Origin of the sequence: Leptospira abararensis (genome assembly GCF_016918735.1) — a bacterium.
GTDB classification, from domain to species: domain Bacteria; phylum Spirochaetota; class Leptospiria; order Leptospirales; family Leptospiraceae; genus Leptospira_A; species Leptospira_A abararensis.
In genome coordinates, this window is the sequence record NZ_JAFFPR010000027.1 from 227935 (window position 1) to 245934 (window position 18000).

The following is an 18000-nucleotide window of genomic DNA, read 5'->3' on the forward strand; positions in this document are numbered from 1 at the left end:
AAATGAATGTCCAGGAAAATTCGGTTTTTACAGGGATCTGTAGGAAGATTTCCTGTCCAAGTAGGTAGAGACCATGAATTTAGACTCGTTTTCCTTGAATCCAAATGATCCGTCCGAAGCTGTCCTTTTAAATGCGGTTGCAGGGAAACGTATCTCCCCAGAAGAAGCCGTTCTCCTCTACAAGGAAGCGGATTTTTTAAAAATCCAGATGGTGGCTCGGTACTTACGTGAAAAGGTAAGGCCCCATACAGAAGCCAGTTATACCATGTTCCGAGTCGTAAATTATACGAACTATTGTAATGTAGAATGCAGCTTTTGTTCCTTTATGGATGAAATTGGGAATGGAAAAGGTTATGTTCTTTCGAAAGAGGATATCTTACAAAAAATGGACTACGCTGTGGAGGAAGGAGCAGACCAAATGTTCCTGCAAGGGGGAGTGTATCCAGAGCTTCCTTTCGATTATTATTTGGATGTCATTCGCACGGTTAAATCGAAATATCCTAAGATGCACATTCGTGCCTTTTCCCCGGTAGAAATCATCAATTTAGAAACGATCACTGGAAAGCCATTAAGAGAAGTGCTTTTGATTTTGAAAGAAGCTGGGCTTGATTCGGTTCCCGGTGCTGGTGCGGAAATTCTAACCGAAAGAATGCGCCAAATCATCTCTCCCAAAAAAGCCACTGTTTCGGAGTGGATACGAGCTATGGAAACTTGTCATGAAGTGGGACTTCTCGGTTCGGCGAATGTTGTTTTTGGATCGGAGGAAACAGAAGAGGAAGTGATTGAACACTTAAGTGTTGTTCGTGACCTCCAGGACCGGACCGGTGGATTTTTATCCTTTATCCCTTGGACCTTCCAACCACAAACCAAACGTTTTAAAGTAAGACCTGTTCCGACTCATGAATACTTAAAGGTCCTTGGAATCTGCCGCATCTTTTTAGATAATATCAAACACATGGAAACTTCCGTGATGGTTCTTGGAAAAGGGGTGGGGCAACTCGCACTCTATTCGGGAGCTGATGATATTTCTTCTGTGGTAATCGAAGAAAATGTCCTTCGTTCCTTTGGACTCAAAACAGAAAAGGAAGCCAGAAAATTCTTGAAAGAAGGGGGGTTCCAACCGATCCGAAGGAATTTACTCTATGAGGAAGAATACGAATGCAACCAAGTCGGAGTGGATTGATTTTTCTGATCCACCCCCACTAAAGACAAAAAAAAAGACGGGGTGTTCCCCCCATCTTTTGAAATTTTACACCTTATCCGTTATGGACATAAACTGAGAATCAGTCTCAATTTCAACTATTTAGAATTTCCTAAAACCTGTCACTCTTTTTTTTACGATTCGATCAGGGTAATTCGATTTCTGCCTTCGTTTTTTGAGGTGTAGAGGGCAGTATCAATTTTGTGGTAGAGTTCATCAAAACTAGGATCGTCTTCCGCACGAAAGAGTGTGGCTCCAATTGAGACCGTTAAGGTAAGAGATTCCCCTGGTTGGTTGTGGATCGGGATTTGCAAACGTTCCAATTTTTCTCGAATGGATTCGGCAAGGACTTGTAATCCTTCTTTATCGATTGGTGAAACAAGAAGACAAAACTCATCGCCGCCAATCCTTGCGGCAATGTCTGTAATCCTTGTCCTAGACTTTACCGTTTTAGCAAAAGCTTGGATGGCAAGATCCCCTTGTTTGTGACCATATTTATCGTTAATCGCTTTTAGACGGTCAAGATCCAAAATCACAAGTCCAATAATAAAACCTTCCCGGTTGGATCTTTTTTTATAGAGATCAAATTGTTCTAACAAATGACGTCTGTTAAAGAGCTCAGTCATCGAGTCCACTCGAGACAAATCTTCTATCTTTTGGTTGATGCGAAGTAATTTTCCAACCGTAATCCGAAGCCTAGCTTTGACTCGGTATTCTTCAAATCTCCAATAGTTAATAAGAAGGTTTGCTACAAATCCGAATGCGAGTAAAAACGAAACAATGAGTACATCCTGGTAAAAAATAAAACGATCAAACCCTTGGCTTCTAGAGAAGTTCAAATGCAGAGGGATAAAAACAGCAATGTATAAAGTGGATAGTAGAAGGATACGAAAAGGTTCAATCCATAATAGGATGGATGCACTGGCAATAACGATAGCAGAACCAAATAAATAATAAGCATGGTTCGGTTTGTCATATACCATCATGGGAATATAGAGCAGGATGAGAGCTATGAGTACAAGACTTGTAATTCCGTATATATGTCTTTGGTAAAGTTTGACTCTCTTTTTTCCAAAGAGATAAACAACGAAACAGATCGCAAGAGAAGAGATCCGAAAAAAAGCGATCCAGAAACTAGCTTCTTTGGTTCTGACGAGGGAATCCACAAAAAGGAGAGAGATGATGGAGGTAAAAGCCGTCATCACGCTGAAAATCTGTAGAGAGGATCCTATATCTGAAATATTCGTGGCGGTGAAACTCGGGTGGTAGGTTCGTAAAAACATTTTACGAAATACAAAAAAATACCTTTTGAATGTATGCCTACGCATGAGCGAACCAAAAATCAAAATACAATACTTCTAGCATCTGTAAACCATTTACCGGATCAAAAAATGATGACCTTTCTTTGGGATTTGGCAAGAACTTCTGGGATCGTCAAACCATCACTCCCCAAAGTGCGAATTCGTTCTCCATTGGAATAAAGAACAACTGCTTTGATTCCAAAATTACCTACCATAGTAAAAACAATTTGGTCTAATCGATCTTTTAAGATCTCCATACTCCCGCCGTAACTTATGTCTTCGGAAACAGAGATATGAAGAATTCCGTTTTCCAATCGATAATTTGGTTCCATTCGGATACGTTTGGATAAAGCAGATAGGACTCCTTTGCCCTTTTCTTCAGGGTTCGGACCTTTTGTGAGTTCTTGGAATAAAAAAGGAATGGGATCTCCCCCTGGGAATTCCCGAGAAAGTTTTACCAGTTGCGATTGGCTATTTTTTCCCGTTCCATAAAATTTCAAAAAATAAACGGATAAGTAACCCGCATCCGCCTGCAGACGTTTGCCGGCGCCAGGGAACCTGTCTTCTGGAAGAGTGATCTCAGGTATGGTATCATCAACTAATTTTTGGCGTGGTTTTGTTTTGGGGTCGGAATCAGGAAAAGTCTGTGTGAGAACTTCTTCTTCCCAATTCAAATCATCTTCCCAGTTTTCTTTGGCAAAAGGATCTGTGGGCTCGGCAAATTTAGATTTTTCTTGGGTCTTTCCTATGTTGCGAAATCCTTGTTTGGGAAAAAAATTTCCGCCCGTTTTCGGATCAAAACCCATAGATTTTTCAATAAGAACGAGTACAAGAAAAATTCCGCCAAGCAAATAGCGTAAAGATTTCCATTTGTCTTCTTGGATTTGGGGAAGTACCGCCACACTATAAATGTCGGAGGAAGAACAAAAAGAGGGTTTAAAAAAACTCTTTTAGGGTCGGTAAATCGTCAAATTTCCATTCAAAATCGGGAATTTCGCCGGGAAGGCCGTGGCCATAGGTACAAAATCCAAAAGGGCAGCCAGTCTGTCTGGCAGCTTCCCAATCACTATGTCTATCGCCAATCATTGCAATGGAACTTGGTTCTAAATTGTACTTACGAACATATTCGGCAAGAATTTCACCTTTGGTATGGATGGTGTCCTGGTTGATGACAACGATTGGTTCGAAGTATTGTAAAACTCCTGCCGTGTCTAAAACCGTTTCGATATAGGCCTTCCTTCCATTGGATGCACAAGTGATGGTGTATCCCTTCTCTTTTAGATAATGGATGGTGGATCCAACTCCCGCATAAAAATCTCCACCACCGCTTCGGATGGCGTCACAGAGAAGGTCTAGAACTCTTCCAGAAATCATATCACGTTCGGATTCGGGAAGGTCAGGCAAGAGATTCGCAAAAATCGTTCGCACTGGTTTTCCAATTTCATTCATAATCTGGTCATGACTGGGTAAGGACGTGATTTTTCCCGTCTTGCTTGCAAACTCTTCGATTGCCTGCACATAGGTCTTAAAGATTATGGATTCTGAGGAAAATAAGGTCCCATCGACATCGAAGGCGACCATGCGGATTTCCCCCAGGCGGTTTTCTTGCATTACCACCAGAAAAGAATTTGGTGGTCTCTTGGCAAGTAAGGAATTGGAAGTTATGCTCGTGCAAAGCAGTTTATCAGAAGTTCTTAAGGCGCGGAGTGAGTTGTTTTCCCGGACAAATTGGACGGATACAACCTCACAGTTGCAAAACAGAATCAAAGGCGAAGACCTTTCAAAATACTTTGTGCTTACAGAATCGGAAGAAATAGGAATTCGTGAGACGATCCGCCTGCATGTATCCACAACACCATATTACCTGGCGCTTTCAGACCCTTTAGATCCCAGTTGCCCGATTCGCAGGATGATTGTTCCTTGCTCGGAAGAAGCAGTCCTTTCTTCGGAAGAAAGTGCTGATCCCTTAGATGAAGAACGCCTAAGCCCTGTTCGTGGACTCACTCATATGTATCCCAATCGGGTTCTTTTATTTTCCAACCATTCTTGTAGTGTGTATTGTCGTCATTGTATGCGGGGTCGTAAGGTATCCTCCAGTGAAGAACGAATGGAAAAGGGAGATTTAGAAAAGGCCTTTGATTACATTCGTAATCACAAAGAAATTGAAGATGTTGTGATTAGTGGAGGAGACCCACTGAACTTAGCAGATTCTCGATTGGAGTGGATTTTATCGGAACTTCATTCTATTCCCCATGTAAAAATATGTAGGCTAGGGACAAGAAATCCTGTCACCTTGCCTTTTCGCATAACGGATAATTTGTGCAGAATCATAGAAACCTATAATGATGACAATCTATCCATTTTTTGTAACACTCAGTTCAATCATCCCAAAGAATGTACAAAAGAATCCAAGGAAGCCATCCTTCGGTTGTTAAAAGCCGGAGTTTCCGTGGGAAACCAATCTGTTTTATTAAAAGGAATTAATGATGAGGAAGAGGTAATGCTCAGCCTCCATAAAAAATTATTAGAGATGAGAGTTCGCGCCTATTATCTTTATGATCCAGAACTCATTCCAGGTTCCAGGGGGTTTCGAACCCCGCTTGCTCGTGGGATAGAAATTGTAGAGTATATGCGCGGAAAAATTGGAGGCATGGGGATTCCCCAATTTGTAAATGATTTACCTGGGGGTGGCGGAAAGATCACAATCGCCCCTAATTGGTATTTAGGATACTATCCGAAAACACGCCAACATGCCTTCCGTTCTGCAGTCACAAAAAAAATTCACCTTTCCTTTGAACCTGTTGGTTCTGATAGAGAATCGTATTATCCCGTCATTAGCGATTCTCTATGGGAGAAATTGGGATTATGAAGCGTACAGTGGTTTTGGCTTGTGATCTTTATGATCCGAAAACTCCAGAGTTATGCCAAGAATGGGAATCAAAAGAAACGATTCTGAATATGGAAGATACCATTCAGAAACTAGGCTATGATGTTGCGGTTTTATCTCATCCAACTGAAATTGCCTCAGTTCTAACAAACATTCCACCAAACGATAGAAAGAACTGGATTGTATGGAATCTCGTCGAAGGATATCATTCTCCAAATCGAGAGGCTTACATACCTGCGTTATGCGAATATTTGGCAATCCCGCATACGGGAAGTTCGGCTTCGGTGCAAACCTTAACTCTAGATAAATACAAAACAAAACTATTCCTAAAAACCTTTGGAATTCCTACAGCGGATTCGCAGCTTATCCTAAGTCCAAACGACACTCCTAAGATCCCATTTCCCTTATTTCTAAAACCTAACGGGGAAGGTTCGAGTCTTGGCATCGGAGAAAATAACCGGATTGATCAGAACGATGATTTTACACGGGTAACCTCCGAACTCTTAGAAATATATCCAAGTTTACTTGCTGAAACTTACCTGTCCGGTCGAGAACTGACCATTGCCGTTCTTGGAAATCAAGGCAATTACCAAGCCACCCCACCAGCCTTTGTGGACTATCCCGGTTCTGTTTACAGTGACCTTGTCAAATCCAAAGAAAGTTTTCTAGAATCATTAGACTTCCATGTACCTTCGGAGCTCTCGAATTCACTCCAGTTCTATTCCTTAAAAGTGGCAGAGCTCTTAGGGAGTTCCGGATACATTCGTTTGGATTTTAAACTAGAAAAAGAAGAAGTTTACCTTCTGGAAGTCAATGCCACTCCTGGATTTTCATCCATTTACTCCACCTTGCCCTTGTTATGGGAAAATATGGGAAAAACTTATTCTGAACTTTTAAACCATTGTTTGGAATTGGGGTTTGAAGAATACAATTATCATTTTCGTTATCAATATGCAAAGGATCGAAACGTATGAACTTAATAGAAACTTTAAAAAAGGATGTGGAAACCCATCCAGTACTTAAGTCGCAGTGGTTATTAGAACGAAAGATTACTATGAGTTTTAGTGACTTAATTTTATGGCTTAGCCAAGAATACTTTGTATCCATTGGCTTTGTGGATTGGTTTTTGCAAGTAGCAGCAAAAACAAGAGACCAAAATGCAAAGATCGTCCTTGTAGAAAACATATGGGGGGAATTAGGCGAAGGGAAAATTTCTGATACCCATGTTTCTATCCTTACCGAGTTTTTAACAAAATTAAACTTTGACTTTTCCAATCATAAACTTCTACCTGAAACAAAAACTTATTTGGATAAAATGGAATCCATCATTGGAAAAGGTTTTTTCTATGGGCTTGGGGCCCTTGGTCCAGCGAATGAATACCTTCTAAAACTAGAATATTCGCAAATAGCAAACGCATATCGGAAATTAAAAACTGAAATGGCCTTACCTGAAGGGAAGTTTTTCCAAGTGAATTTGGATGCTGATGAAGGCCATAGCCAAAGGATGTTTGATCTCATTGGAGAAACGGCAACTACGGAAGATTCTAAAAGCCAAGTGTTGGAAGGAAATTTACTCGCTCTTGCCGCCAGAGAGGATTTTTATACAGGACTTTCTCGTTTGGATAGAGAACGACTAACTAAAGTTTAGAACGAAATCGTTTCAAAAGATACATAGCGGCCATACCCATAAATGGAATTAAAGGCAAATACAAAAGAAAGGCAAAATATTTGTATTGGTCCATCTTCCAAAGGATTTGTCTGATTGCAAAAAAACCAGGGTAACGATTTCCTTCTTCAATGAACTGAACCTCTCCCGCACAGAGTTCGTTTGTGAGCTGCTTGTGGATAGATTCCAGTTCCAACTTTGATAGTTTATGATAAGAAAGAATGGCTATCTTTTCGTTTGTTTTTTCTCGAATGGATTTGGCAAGCCGCGAACAAAAATTACAGTTTCCATCATAGATTAATATAGATTTTGGGGTTTGCATAAACTATTTATTTAGGGAAAAAATCTTCGGGCTGCTCTTTTAACGTTTGTATGGTGGCAGGAATGAGAGACCTGTCGAGTCCCAACCAATAGTAATACCAACTTTCGTCTTTTTCAATTCCTTGAGCTACAGACATATACCATTTATTGATATTGTTGTCGGGTTTACTGCGCCAAAAAAGCGGTCGGCAATGTTCGAGAATTTGATCCCAGATGTCTCGTCCGACTCCTGCCCCTCTTGCCACACCATTGACCGCAAACTTAGATAACAAGTAGCCATGTTCCGTTTTTTGCATCCAGGCACAGGCCCTGTAAGATTCTTCTAAAAATAGAACATCAAATTTTGTTTTGTAGAAATCTGGTTTTAAAGGTTTTCCGAAAGATTCCTCAATGAGTTGGAACACTCGTTTCATATCTGCATCCTCGGTAGAATGGCAGACTTTAATTTTGTTTTTTCGCTTAACAAGAGTTCCGCTTCCTTTGACCGTAAAAAGCTCTGTAAGTAGGGTGAAGGGGGAAGTGATTACAATACTAAATTTTGGGTCTTCGATTTTGGATAATAGATCTTCCGACAGATTTACAAATTCTTCCTGTGACCTAGAGAGGGTAGTCCCTTCTGGTAGAGAAAAACTTTTATCTCTTTGTACAATGGATTTTACTTTGCCAGAAATTGGATCTTTCAGCGGACCATCAATCGAAACATAAATGACTTTTGAAGAGTGAAGGATGGACCTGCACCGATCTAGGAGTGCAGAGAGTTTTTCCGTATCATCATCCCAAAGGAGAATGGGAATTTTTTTCTGACGAATGCTTTCTTTCACTGCCTCTTTCAGTGGTTGGTTACGATCCATTACTTGATAGGTAAAACCTAAACTTTTTTCTCCTTCAGCATTCATTTGCTCTAAAGGAAAAAAAACTTTTAGATACTGGAAACTATCCACTTCTAAAACAACAAAAGGAAATAAATCCAATTGGTAGAGTAACTTCAAATCGGAGAAAAGGGCTTCAGAACTTTCAAATATGGTTTCGGAGTCTGCATAAAGAATGGCAAAGGATTCTGGGGAAAGAGACTGGAATTCTTTTAAGAATAGAAGCCCATCTCTTGGATCCCTTGTGATTTCAAAGACTCGGCTGAGTACGTCTTTGGAATTCATTTCCCCCCACGGATTTCGTAATCCACAATCTTTGCTTTTAGGTTTGCATGTTTTAAACTTAAGTGGGAATTTTCTTTCAGACCAAATTTTCCAAGGAGTGAGAAATCTGCGGATAAAACTGTAAATTTCCAACCACCAAACTCATTTTTGATGACCCTTCCAAATTGAAAGTACATCTCACGCAAATCTTCCATTGGTTTTCCGATCCGGTCCCCGTAAGGCGGATTTGTTACCACATGTCCTACCGGTCCAAAATTATTTTTGAGCTCTAAACAATCTCCCACTTCAAATTTTACAAAATCTTCCACACCTGCTTCGTAAGCGTTTTCCTTTGCTATGCGAATGGCTTCTGGATCCACATCAAATCCGAAAAGGTGAGGTGACTCTGGTTTCTCTTTTTTTCTTTCCGAAAACACATAAGTAGGAAATAGAATTTGAAACACAGGAGATTCCGCAAATAAAAACCGGTTGATTTCACCATACAGGCGTTCTCTGAGTGCTGCTTCAATGAGAATGGTTCCTGATCCGCACATAGGATCCACTAAAGAGTTTCCTTCTTTCCATCCAGACATTTCTAACATCGCTTGGGCTATCGGTTCACGCACAGGTGCATTTCCAGCGAATAAACGATAACCTCGTCTGCCCACAGGATCTCCCGAAAAGGAAAGTTCGATACTAAACTTGTCGGTATGAGACCTAACCACAATGGTGATATCGGCCATTCTTTTTTCTATTTCCGGAAGTGGAATTTTTTTGCTACGAAGTCTGTCGAGAACTGCATCTTTCATACGATGCATGGTAAATTCAGAATTTCTCAGTTTGTCTTTTGTTTCTGCATCAATACGAAAACTAACTTCTGGACCGATATATTTTTCCCAAGGAAGTTCACTTGCTTTGGTATAAAATTCATCATAGTCATCAGCATTTTCGTGCAATAACTGTAAGTTGATACGTGAAGCAAATTTTGTATGGATGGCAAAATCAATGACGTCTTCCTTTTTTCCGGAAAAGAAGACTCCACCTCGGTTGGAACTATCAATTCTAAGGCGATGTGATTTTAATTCGGATTCCAAAAGCGGAGAAAGGCCCTCTCCGCAAATGGCATGGTAAGTAGGGTGAGTAGGTTTTATTCCGAGTCTCCTAATTTCTGAGCTAAGTAGTTTTGGATACTGATAGATTCAATAATGGACTTTTGAGTTTCTATCCAATCAATATGTTCTTCTTCAGAAACAAGAATCTTCTCTAAAAGTTCCCTGGTTCCATTATCTTTTGCGGCAACACAAATATCGATTCCTCGATTGAGTCTTTCCACCGCACCGTATTCCAATTGTAAGTCATGCTCCAACATCTCGGGAACAGTTTGTCCAACATTGATTTTTGAGTATTTTTGAAGGTCGGGAATTCCATCGAAATACAAAATCCTTTCGATGATTTCGTCGGCGTGTTTCATCTCTTCAATGGACTCTTTTCTGAGGTAATCAGCGAGTTCCAAATATCCCCAATTTTTACAGAGTTTTGCATGAATAAAATACTGATTGATGGCTGTGAGTTCTGCTGTGAGAACTTCCGCTAAAATGTCGATTACTTCTTTCTTTCCCTTCATATGGGTGGCCTCATTTTATTGCGTTCAATTGGAAAGATAATTGGTTTTCATAGAATAGGCAAGCGTAAACTCTATTCGTATGAAGAAAGTTTACATTCACAATCCCTCATTGAGTGTATTCGGAAAACACAAAGGATCCCAATTGGATTTATCCTTTGCGACCGCAAAACAATCTGTACATGAGTTTCAATCTCACAAAATTCAGTTTATTATCTATGCTAGTTTTTCTCCAGATTCATATAACAAAGAGTACCATTTGTCTGCAAAACTTCCCAGTCGGCTTGGACTTCGTGATTTGTATTCGGTAAGGATAGAAACCGCATCTTCCTCTGGAGCGGCTGCCTTTCAATTGGGAGTGAATTTAATTCTCAGTGGTAGATTTGACCATGGACTGGTGATTGCTACGGAGGTAATGTCACAACTAAGTCGAGAAGAAAATAATCTTTTGTTAGGTTCTGTCCTCTCTGATTCGCAAAAGGCTTTGGGGATGTCCATGGCCCAAGGTGGTGCAATGATCACCCGAAAATATTTAGCCGATTATGGATATAAAGAAGATGATTTGTTTGCGATTTCGAAAAAACTCCATGACAACGGATTTCATAACCCCAAGGCACATATCAAAAAGAAGCTAACCTGGGAAGATTACAAATCCCAACCCATGATTTCCAGTCCCTTGGGTTTGTATGATATCTCACCACTTTCCGATGGCTCAGCGGCTCTTGTGCTTTCCAAAGATCCTAGTTCGGTTGTAGTCAAGGGAATGGGCTCGGGAACGGCACCGTTTCTTTCTTCTGCAGAACCTAGTTTCCTTGCCAACCAAATAGCTTTTGCGAAAGCCTATGAAGAAGCAAGTGTTTCACCGGAAGACATCGATTTCGCCGAATTACATGATGCATTCACTCCTTTTGAGCTTGTCGGAGCCGAAGATGCTGGTTTTTTCAAGCGGGGAGAGGCTTTATTCCAAGTGAAAGCAGGGCTCACCCATCCGAAAGGGAAAATCCCGATCAATTCTTCTGGGGGACTTAAATCAAGGGGTCATCCTGTGGGTGCTTCGGGCCTGGCACAAATTGTCGAACTTTGCCGGTTCTTTGAGGAATGGCCGGAAAAGCGGTTGGCAGTAGCACAAAGTATAGGTGGACTTGCTACAAACAACTTTGTGTCGATACTAGAAAGAGCGTGATGCCCGAAAAAATACTGATCATCCAGACAGCCTTCTTAGGAGATTTGGTCCTATCTACTTCGTTTTTCCATGCGGTAAAAACAGAACATCCGGGAGCAGAAGTCCATGTATTGGTAAATGCTGGTACAGAGTCTGTTCTGGATAATAATCCAGATTTAACAAGAGTTTGGTCTTTGGATAAAAAAAAGATCAAAAGAAATCCTTTCGCCTTTTTGCACTTTGCTGGTTTATTAAAAAAAGAAAATTTTAATAAGGTATACTCAGCTCATTTTTCTTTTCGTTCCAGTTTACTCTCTTATCTCACTAGAGCTCCTATCCGTATTGGCTACAAAGAATCTGGTTTTTCATTTTTACATACAAAGACAGTACAAAGACCCAAACAAGGTCCTCATGAAGTAGAAAAACTATTTTCCCTATTATTTGAAGAATACGATTTTCCAATTGGAAGAGAAAGAAGACCTTATTTATTTCCTAGCGTAACCGAAGAAGAATCTTTTTTTACAAAAAAGAAAGAAATCTTAACCAATGAAGAAGGTTATATCTTAATTGCACCATCTTCACTTTGGGAAACCAAACGGATGCCCGAAGAAAAATTTGTGAGTGTCATCACTCAGATTCTTCGTAAACGAAAAGAAACAGTCATTCTGATTGGTAGCAAAGCAGATTTAGAGATCGAAAATACAATCTTTCGGCTGATGAAAACCGAACCTTTACAACTTCGGGAACGGAGTCGTTTGTTATCCCTTGTCGGAAAAACGAATTTAAAAGAACTAATGGTTTGGATAAAAAACTCCAAAGCTATTATTTCAAATGATTCCAGTCCCATTCATTTTGCTTCCGCTTTTAATACACCGACAGTTATGTTGTATGGAGCAACCATTCCCGCTTTTGGTTACGGAAGTCTTTCTGATCGACATAAAATAATGGAAGTGCAGGGTCTAAACTGTAGGCCCTGTGGGATCCACGGAGGTAGGATTTGTCCTGAAGGGCATTTCCGTTGTATGATGGACCAAAACCCTGTGCGTATCTTTGAAGCCTTAGAGGAAGTCATTAAACCATGAAGTTGCCTGATAAAAAAACTAAAGATTATAATGGAAGATTATATCAGAGCAGGATCACAAACATCCAAAAGAAATTAAAGTTGGGTGAGATCTTTTTACTCTTTGCTGCAAGTCATAAAATTCGAAACCGAGATGTGGAGTATAAATTCCGTCAAAACTCAGACTTTTACTATTTAACCGGAATCACTGAAGAAGATTCTATCCTAGCCATCACCAAGGATACGGCAGGAATGTTTTGTTTGCCAAAGGATAAAGAAAAAGAAATTTGGACTGGGATTCGACTTGGGAAAGAAAAAATCAAATCAATGTTAGGTTTAGATTTCACTTATGACCTGACGGAATGGGAAAAACAAAAGCCAGCAATTCTTATTGGAAACCATACTCTTTATTATTTTTTTGGGGAGAATCCTGACCGAGACCGAGAACTGATTACAGAATGCCGTAATCTCTCGGAACGCGCCCGAGAAGGAAAGTTTGGCCCGCACCGGATCGAACATCCTAATTTTTTACACGAAGAAAGATTAACCAAATCCAAAGAAGAAATTTCCCTCCTAAAAAATGCAGCCGAGGTCACAAAACTTGGCCATATGCGCATTATGCGAGAAAGTAAACCAGGAATGTATGAATATGAGTTGGAAGCACTTCTCGATCAGGAATATTTAAAGTATGGATCCATTGGTGGTGGGTATGGTCATATTGTGGCCGCAGGAAAAAACGCCTGTATCCTTCATTATGTAAGTAATGATGACATTCTAAAAGATGGGGACTTGGTTCTTGTCGATTCCGGTGCCGAATGGAATTATTATACTGCTGATGTGACACGGGTTTTTCCTGTTGGAAAAAAATTCACGGAGGCCCAAAAAACTGTGTATGAAGTTGTTCTGTATGCTCAAAAAAATGCGATCCATAACTCTGTGGTAGGAACTCCTTTCAATGAAGTTCATGAAAAAACCGTTCGTTTCCTCTCAGATTGTTTGCGAGAAATGGGTTTTTTAAAAGGAAGTTTAGACGAAATCATAGAAAAGGGAACTTACAGAAAGTTCTATATGCATAGAACCGGTCATTACTTGGGAATGGATGTACATGATGTGGGAAGGTATTTTTTAGAAGGAAAATCAAGACCACTGAAAGATGGTCAGGTAGTCACGGTAGAACCTGGACTCTATTTTGATCCGTCTGACGATACCATTCCTAAAGAATTTAGAGGGATTGGTATTCGTATCGAAGATGATATTCTGATTCACGGAAAAACTCCTATCAACTTAACGGAATCTATCCCCAAAGAAATTTCCGAAATTGAAGCTTTAAAGGCCTAGAGGATAAAATCATTGATAGACAAGTCTTTTGTTTATGACTAGAGAACTACCGAAACGTTTTCGATCGGTTCGTTACTTTGATCGGATTAGTTCTGAAATTGCAGAAATTGTCCGTTTAGAGATGGAGAAGTTAGGTTATCCAGGCCTTACTACTTCCCATTTTGAGATCCTAACTTTTCTTTTGAGAAGTTCGGTTCCTATCAATATGACGCAAGTAGCTAAAACCATTGAGAAAACGAAGCCAACCTGTACTGTACTTGTGAATCGTTTGGTAAAGGAAGGTCTTGTGGAAAGAAATCCTTCTCCAAGCGATGGAAGGGAATGGGCCCTTCTGTTATCAAAGGATGGGAAAAAAATTCGCCAAAAAATAGTTACAATTTCGGCAAAACTACTTTCCTTACAAACCTGGGGAATCTCTAAAGAAAACGAGGATATTTTGTATCCTATCCTCGATCAAATATACAAACACATACGAAATAAAAAAGAAAGTTAAACGAAAAGAAGGGAATCCTTAGGAAGTAAAAACTGGCCTTCTTACTTGCACAGAAGCAGAAATTCCTTCCTGAGCATCTTTAGATTGGATACTTTGGATGGTTGCCTTGATATCTGTTTCTATAAGTGCCAATAGATCCTTTTGGACAGATAAAATCCCTGACTTTGTATCTTTCATAGCAGAAAGAGAATTCTTTTTTAGTTTGGTTTGCAAAGATTTAGATTTTTTCTTTAGATCATCTTCTGTTTCGACAATCTCTTCAAACAAATTGGGCATCTCTTTTGCTTTAAAAGCATCGCCTAAAAGAACATGGCGTTTTGCCGCATCATAACCTACAGCTTCTCCCATCAGTGCATAAATAAAGGAAGGAACTTGGATTCCAATTTTTACTTCCGGCAATCCAAAACGAATGTCTTCTGTGACAAAACGGTAGTCGCAAACAAGGGCCAACATCGCGCCATAACCGAGAGCATGACCTGAAATTTCCGCAATGGTCGGAACAGGAAGTGTATATAATCCCTTTAAATTTTCATAAAACAGACTTAAAAAAGATGCAAGGTCTTTCGACATATCCATGGTGCTGACAGTCGTTAAATCAAGACCCAAAGAAAAACTCCCAGGAGAATCACTTTTTAAAACAATAACTTTGGAATTAGATTCCTTTGCTGATTGAATAGCCTTCTTCAACGCCAAAAACGATTCATTGGAAAAACTGTTCTTGTCATTGATCCCCAATCGGATAAAACCGGTTCCGTCTACTTCTTCGAATGAAATCATATGAATCCTCTAAAATGGTTAGATGTCTAACTAATGAAACGACGGTCAAAAAGGACAAGAGTAATTTTCTTTATTTGGAATTTAAAAGGTAAGTTTTGATGACTTCTTTCATAACCGCAAGGCCAATGGGAAGGGCATCTTCATCGAAATCAAAAAAAGAGCTATGGTGTGGGTGGACCAGTCCCTTGGATTCATTCCTAGATCCGATAAAAAAATAACATCCAGGGCGTTCCATAAGAAAGGCAGAAAAATCTTCTCCCCCCATGGTTCGAGTATTTTCTTCTGTGAGAGAGTCTTCTCCTAGAACATTTTTTGCGGCGATTCTGACGATATCAGCCATAGCAGGATCGTTGATGGTAGGTTTGTCAACGCGGTTGTACTCGAAGTCAATTTTCGCACCGAACCCAGCAGAAACCTGTTCGACAAGTGACTCCATCCGTTTCGGAATCATTTCGTATACTGATTTGGAATAGGTTCTTACCGTTCCGTGGAGAGTGGCAGTTTCGGGAATCACATTAAAAGCATTTCCCGAATGAAAGGATCCCACTGTTACTACACATGGTTCCAGAGGGTCTACGTTTCGAGAGACCAGAGTTTGCAGTGCTGTCACTAAGTGAGAACCCACAATAATGGGATCCACTGTATGTTGGGGCATGGCACCATGACCAGAAGTTCCCTTCACTGTGATTTTGAATTCATCCACCGAAGCCATCATGGTTCCGTTCACAACGCCCACTTTTCCGAGATCAATATGGTTCCAAACATGAAGGGCAAATACGGAATCCACTTGGTACCGGTCCAAAATCCCCGAGGCTATCATTCGATCGGCTCCAGAGCCGCCTTCTTCTGCAGGTTGGAAACAGAGAAGAACACGACCTTTCGGAACAAATTCAGAAAATGAAGTTTTTAATTCGGAAGAAAGAGCCATAAGGATGCTCGTATGCCCATCGTGGCCACAAGCATGCATCTTTCCTGGTGTTTTACTTTTGTATTCGTGAGTATTTTCTTCATGAATGGGAAGGGCGTCCATATCAGCACGAACAAGGATGGTTTTTCCAGGAATTCCAGAATCAAAAAGGGCAACAAGACCCGTTTCCGCAATCCCTGATTCTACCTGAAATCCGAGAGATTCCAAATGAATCTTAACAAAAGAGGCCGTTTCCCTTTCTTCATATTTGAGTTCGGGGAACTGGTGGAAGGTCCGTCTGTAACGAACCATCTCCTCTTTACGCTCTTTGGGATAGGATTTCATAATTTGTCGGTTTCTTGTTTGGCTCTCTTTTCGACTTCTTCCAAAATAGAATAGAGATCGAGTCCATATTTCTCAAAAAGAGAATTTTTTGCCAACTCATAACGAACTAAATTAATATTAAAATTGATCTTTGCCTGTGTGACAGCAAGCTCCACATTCGCCAAACTATCCAAGGCATTTTTTACGTTAACAGCCGTATAACGGCCTTGCCGAAATCGTTCCATAAGCCCATTGTAAAAAATTTCCGTTTCTTTACGAGTTTTCATTAGGTCTTTCAGAAGGGCATGGCTTGCAATCAGCGCCTCATGACGGTTGTCAATTTCTTGGGTGATTTCTTGTTCCAAGTTTTGGATTTTCATCTCGTTTACTTTGAGATTAGTTTCTGCATCTCGAATTCCTGCTTTGATTCCCAAATCCCAGAGAGGATAAGACATCTTTAACTCAGCTACAATTTGCGGGTAATTGAAAGAGGTAATTCCTCTTTGGCGAGCAATGAAGTTGTCCTGAGGAGAAAGGAAATTTTGTCCAATGGAACTATAAGAAAATGTGGCAAGGAGAGAAGGATCATCTTCTGCAAGAGCTGTGTTCAAAGTTAGTTTGGCAATTTCTCTTTCTCTTTTTAAGATGAGGTAGTCCGTCCTACGGGAAAGAGCATATTCTTTGTCTGCTTTTAAATCGATTCCTGTAGGTAAGGTTTCACTTAAGTCGGTGACACCTTCAATTGAGGAGCCTGTATCTACATTCAGAATCCGAACTAGATTTCTTTCGGCTTCAATTCGATCTACTTTTGCTTTTTCAAGTAACGATTGGGTTCGTAAATAGGCCTGGTTCCATTGGTTGACTTCAAATCCTTCTGAAAGTCCAAGTCCTGTTTTACGTAAGGTCAGACGACGAATCTCTTCTGTGTTTTTAGAAACCTTTTCATAAGTGGCGATACGCGAATCCACTATACTAAGAGACCAGTAGTCTACGAGAATCTTTACTACAAGTTGTGTTAAGATATTGATATAGTTTTCTCGCACAAGTAAGGTTTGATTTTTCAGAAGTTTTTCTCTATCTGCTTCGGTTTTACCAAATCCATATTTGAGGAGCTCTTGAGAGAGGGTGGCAGAAAGTGCACCCGTATACATGGGGGGAGCGGCAAGCAAACTTCCAAATCCAGCAGTCTGTGAATTGGGATTTTCAAATGCGTTTACATCATAACGAATGGTACTGATTTCTGTTTTGAAATAAGTACCGGTTTTAAACTGTTTTTCGATACCTGCAGAGATTTTATCTTGGGAACGAATCGTTCCGGCAAAGATGTTGTTTCGGTTATCGGGAAAAAGTTGTTTGGAGGATTGGATACTGGCCAATGCCTTCCAACTGTATTTGGATTCATTTTTCCATTCGGGGCTATCTGCCTTCACAATCTCTAATTTAGCATTTTGGACAATGGTATTGTTCTCAATGACCTGTTCGATTGCCTGAGAAATGCTAAGACGTAGTTTTCTTTGTCCACTGCCAGATTGGAGGGAATCAGGGATTGTATTGCCGTTTTCCCACTGGGAAAGCTGCATTCGTTTCACGTCTTCTTCAAAGTCTGATTCCGCAAAAATGGGAAAACTGAGGAGACTAAAAGATATTAACCAACTGGTCAACTTTCGGGAATTTATGAAAAAACCTGGGGTAGTAAAAATGTTATGATTCAATGGAAACTTCTTAAACCCCTTACTCAGACAAGATGAAAAAATCAATGTTGTCAATCAACCTAAAATGTAAAAAGCTAGGTGGAGAAACATTAGTTTC

18 protein-coding genes are annotated in these 18000 nt (G+C 40.2%); 8 read left to right on the plus strand and 10 right to left on the minus strand.

Features of this window, described 5'->3' with window-relative positions:
* The first annotated feature begins 73 nt into the window (after positions 1 to 73).
* Entirely contained in the window at positions 74 to 1183 is a 1110-nt protein-coding gene (mqnC, locus tag JWG40_RS09310) for a cyclic dehypoxanthinyl futalosine synthase (protein ID WP_205285519.1), read from the plus strand.
* Between the two features lie 152 nt (positions 1184 to 1335).
* On the opposite strand, the gene JWG40_RS09315 is transcribed toward mqnC, so the two are convergent.
* From JWG40_RS09315 to JWG40_RS09325, 3 genes are read right to left on the minus strand one after another with little or no spacing between them, the layout of a single operon-like run.
* Entirely contained in the window at positions 1336 to 2547 is a 1212-nt protein-coding gene (locus JWG40_RS09315) for a GGDEF domain-containing protein (RefSeq protein ID WP_232369276.1), read from the minus strand.
* A 38-nt stretch (positions 2548 to 2585) separates the two neighbouring features.
* Positions 2586 to 3404, minus strand: coding sequence for a GerMN domain-containing protein (locus JWG40_RS09320; RefSeq protein WP_205285520.1), 819 nt, complete (start codon positions 3402 to 3404; stop codon positions 2586 to 2588).
* A gap of 34 nt (positions 3405 to 3438) precedes the next feature.
* The gene (locus JWG40_RS09325; RefSeq protein WP_232369277.1) at positions 3439 to 4083 is read right to left on the minus strand and encodes an HAD family hydrolase; all 645 of its coding nucleotides are present in this window, start codon (positions 4081 to 4083) and stop codon (positions 3439 to 3441) included.
* 82 nt (positions 4084 to 4165) lie between these two features.
* Here JWG40_RS09325 and JWG40_RS09330 point away from each other — a divergent pair, with 82 nt between their 5' ends.
* The 3 genes from JWG40_RS09330 to JWG40_RS09340 are packed head-to-tail and all read left to right on the plus strand — an operon-like array spanning position 4166 to position 7037.
* Complete coding sequence (locus tag JWG40_RS09330; RefSeq protein WP_205285522.1) at positions 4166 to 5371, plus strand: KamA family radical SAM protein; 1206 nt, start codon at positions 4166 to 4168, stop codon at positions 5369 to 5371.
* Complete coding sequence (locus tag JWG40_RS09335) at positions 5368 to 6363, plus strand: D-alanine--D-alanine ligase family protein (RefSeq protein ID WP_205285523.1); 996 nt, start codon at positions 5368 to 5370, stop codon at positions 6361 to 6363. Before JWG40_RS09330 ends, JWG40_RS09335 begins: the two co-directional genes overlap by 4 nt.
* The gene (locus JWG40_RS09340; RefSeq protein WP_205285524.1) at positions 6360 to 7037 is read left to right on the plus strand and encodes an iron-containing redox enzyme family protein; all 678 of its coding nucleotides are present in this window, start codon (positions 6360 to 6362) and stop codon (positions 7035 to 7037) included. The genes JWG40_RS09335 and JWG40_RS09340 overlap by 4 nt, the downstream gene beginning before the upstream one ends.
* On the opposite strand, the gene JWG40_RS09345 is transcribed toward JWG40_RS09340, so the two are convergent.
* From JWG40_RS09345 to bfr, 4 genes are read right to left on the minus strand one after another with little or no spacing between them, the layout of a single operon-like run.
* The gene (locus JWG40_RS09345) at positions 7027 to 7377 is read right to left on the minus strand and encodes a DCC1-like thiol-disulfide oxidoreductase family protein (RefSeq protein ID WP_205285525.1); all 351 of its coding nucleotides are present in this window, start codon (positions 7375 to 7377) and stop codon (positions 7027 to 7029) included. The genes JWG40_RS09340 and JWG40_RS09345 overlap by 11 nt on opposite strands.
* A 7-nt stretch (positions 7378 to 7384) precedes the next feature.
* Complete coding sequence (locus JWG40_RS09350; RefSeq protein WP_205285526.1) at positions 7385 to 8530, minus strand: acetylglutamate kinase; 1146 nt, start codon at positions 8528 to 8530, stop codon at positions 7385 to 7387.
* Entirely contained in the window at positions 8527 to 9603 is a 1077-nt protein-coding gene (locus JWG40_RS09355; protein WP_205285527.1) for a THUMP domain-containing class I SAM-dependent RNA methyltransferase, read from the minus strand. Before JWG40_RS09355 ends, JWG40_RS09350 begins: the two co-directional genes overlap by 4 nt.
* Positions 9604 to 9656: 53 nt before the next feature.
* Positions 9657 to 10133: a bacterioferritin gene (bfr, locus tag JWG40_RS09360; protein ID WP_205285528.1), complete on the minus strand. Its 477-nt coding sequence runs from the start codon at positions 10131 to 10133 to the stop codon at positions 9657 to 9659.
* A gap of 79 nt (positions 10134 to 10212) precedes the next feature.
* Between bfr and JWG40_RS09365 the strand changes: the two genes are divergently transcribed.
* From JWG40_RS09365 to JWG40_RS09380, 4 genes are read left to right on the plus strand one after another with little or no spacing between them, the layout of a single operon-like run.
* A complete protein-coding gene (locus tag JWG40_RS09365) occupies positions 10213 to 11313 on the plus strand; it encodes a thiolase family protein (RefSeq protein WP_205285529.1) in 1101 nt (366 codons plus the stop codon).
* Positions 11313 to 12374 (plus strand): lipopolysaccharide heptosyltransferase II, encoded by a 1062-nt coding sequence (gene waaF, locus JWG40_RS09370; RefSeq protein WP_205285530.1) that lies wholly within the window; start codon positions 11313 to 11315, stop codon positions 12372 to 12374. Before JWG40_RS09365 ends, waaF begins: the two co-directional genes overlap by 1 nt.
* Complete coding sequence (locus JWG40_RS09375) at positions 12371 to 13690, plus strand: aminopeptidase P N-terminal domain-containing protein (protein WP_205285531.1); 1320 nt, start codon at positions 12371 to 12373, stop codon at positions 13688 to 13690. The genes waaF and JWG40_RS09375 overlap by 4 nt, the downstream gene beginning before the upstream one ends.
* A gap of 34 nt (positions 13691 to 13724) precedes the next feature.
* Positions 13725 to 14183, plus strand: a complete 459-nt coding sequence (locus JWG40_RS09380) for a MarR family winged helix-turn-helix transcriptional regulator (RefSeq protein WP_205285532.1) — start codon at positions 13725 to 13727, stop codon at positions 14181 to 14183.
* An 18-nt stretch (positions 14184 to 14201) separates the two neighbouring features.
* On the opposite strand, the gene JWG40_RS09385 is transcribed toward JWG40_RS09380, so the two are convergent.
* The 3 genes from JWG40_RS09385 to JWG40_RS09395 form a co-directional block, all read right to left on the minus strand.
* Positions 14202 to 14960 carry an enoyl-CoA hydratase/isomerase family protein gene (locus tag JWG40_RS09385; protein WP_205285533.1) on the minus strand — a complete coding sequence of 253 codons (759 nt, stop codon included), beginning with the start codon at positions 14958 to 14960 and terminating at the stop codon, positions 14202 to 14204.
* 70 nt (positions 14961 to 15030) lie between these two features.
* Positions 15031 to 16212, minus strand: a complete 1182-nt coding sequence (locus JWG40_RS09390) for a M20 metallopeptidase family protein (protein ID WP_205285534.1) — start codon at positions 16210 to 16212, stop codon at positions 15031 to 15033.
* Positions 16209 to 17771, minus strand: a complete 1563-nt coding sequence (locus tag JWG40_RS09395) for a TolC family protein (protein WP_205285637.1) — start codon at positions 17769 to 17771, stop codon at positions 16209 to 16211. The genes JWG40_RS09390 and JWG40_RS09395 overlap by 4 nt, the downstream gene beginning before the upstream one ends.
* Positions 17772 to 18000: the final 229 nt, after the last annotated feature.

Bases quoted from the DNA above. Each gene is read 5' to 3' on its own strand.
- JWG40_RS09380 (WP_205285532.1), top strand. From the start codon at position 13,725: ATGACTAGAGAACTACCGAAACGTTTTCGATCGGTTCGTTACTTTGAT.
- JWG40_RS09375 (WP_205285531.1), top strand. From the start codon at position 12,371: ATGAAGTTGCCTGATAAAAAAACTAAAGATTATAATGGAAGATTATAT.
- mqnC (WP_205285519.1), top strand. From the start codon at position 74: ATGAATTTAGACTCGTTTTCCTTGAATCCAAATGATCCGTCCGAAGCT.
- waaF (WP_205285530.1), top strand. From the start codon at position 11,313: ATGCCCGAAAAAATACTGATCATCCAGACAGCCTTCTTAGGAGATTTG.
- JWG40_RS09365 (WP_205285529.1), top strand. From the start codon at position 10,213: ATGAAGAAAGTTTACATTCACAATCCCTCATTGAGTGTATTCGGAAAA.
- JWG40_RS09325 (WP_232369277.1), bottom strand. From the start codon at position 4,083: ATGGTCGCCTTCGATGTCGATGGGACCTTATTTTCCTCAGAATCCATA.
- bfr (WP_205285528.1), bottom strand. From the start codon at position 10,133: ATGAAGGGAAAGAAAGAAGTAATCGACATTTTAGCGGAAGTTCTCACA.
- JWG40_RS09390 (WP_205285534.1), bottom strand. From the start codon at position 16,212: ATGAAATCCTATCCCAAAGAGCGTAAAGAGGAGATGGTTCGTTACAGA.
- JWG40_RS09330 (WP_205285522.1), top strand. From the start codon at position 4,166: ATGCTCGTGCAAAGCAGTTTATCAGAAGTTCTTAAGGCGCGGAGTGAG.
- JWG40_RS09335 (WP_205285523.1), top strand. From the start codon at position 5,368: ATGAAGCGTACAGTGGTTTTGGCTTGTGATCTTTATGATCCGAAAACT.
- JWG40_RS09350 (WP_205285526.1), bottom strand. From the start codon at position 8,530: ATGAATTCCAAAGACGTACTCAGCCGAGTCTTTGAAATCACAAGGGAT.
- JWG40_RS09385 (WP_205285533.1), bottom strand. From the start codon at position 14,960: ATGATTTCATTCGAAGAAGTAGACGGAACCGGTTTTATCCGATTGGGG.
- JWG40_RS09345 (WP_205285525.1), bottom strand. From the start codon at position 7,377: ATGCAAACCCCAAAATCTATATTAATCTATGATGGAAACTGTAATTTT.
- JWG40_RS09395 (WP_205285637.1), bottom strand. From the start codon at position 17,771: ATGCAGCTTTCCCAGTGGGAAAACGGCAATACAATCCCTGATTCCCTC.
- JWG40_RS09340 (WP_205285524.1), top strand. From the start codon at position 6,360: ATGAACTTAATAGAAACTTTAAAAAAGGATGTGGAAACCCATCCAGTA.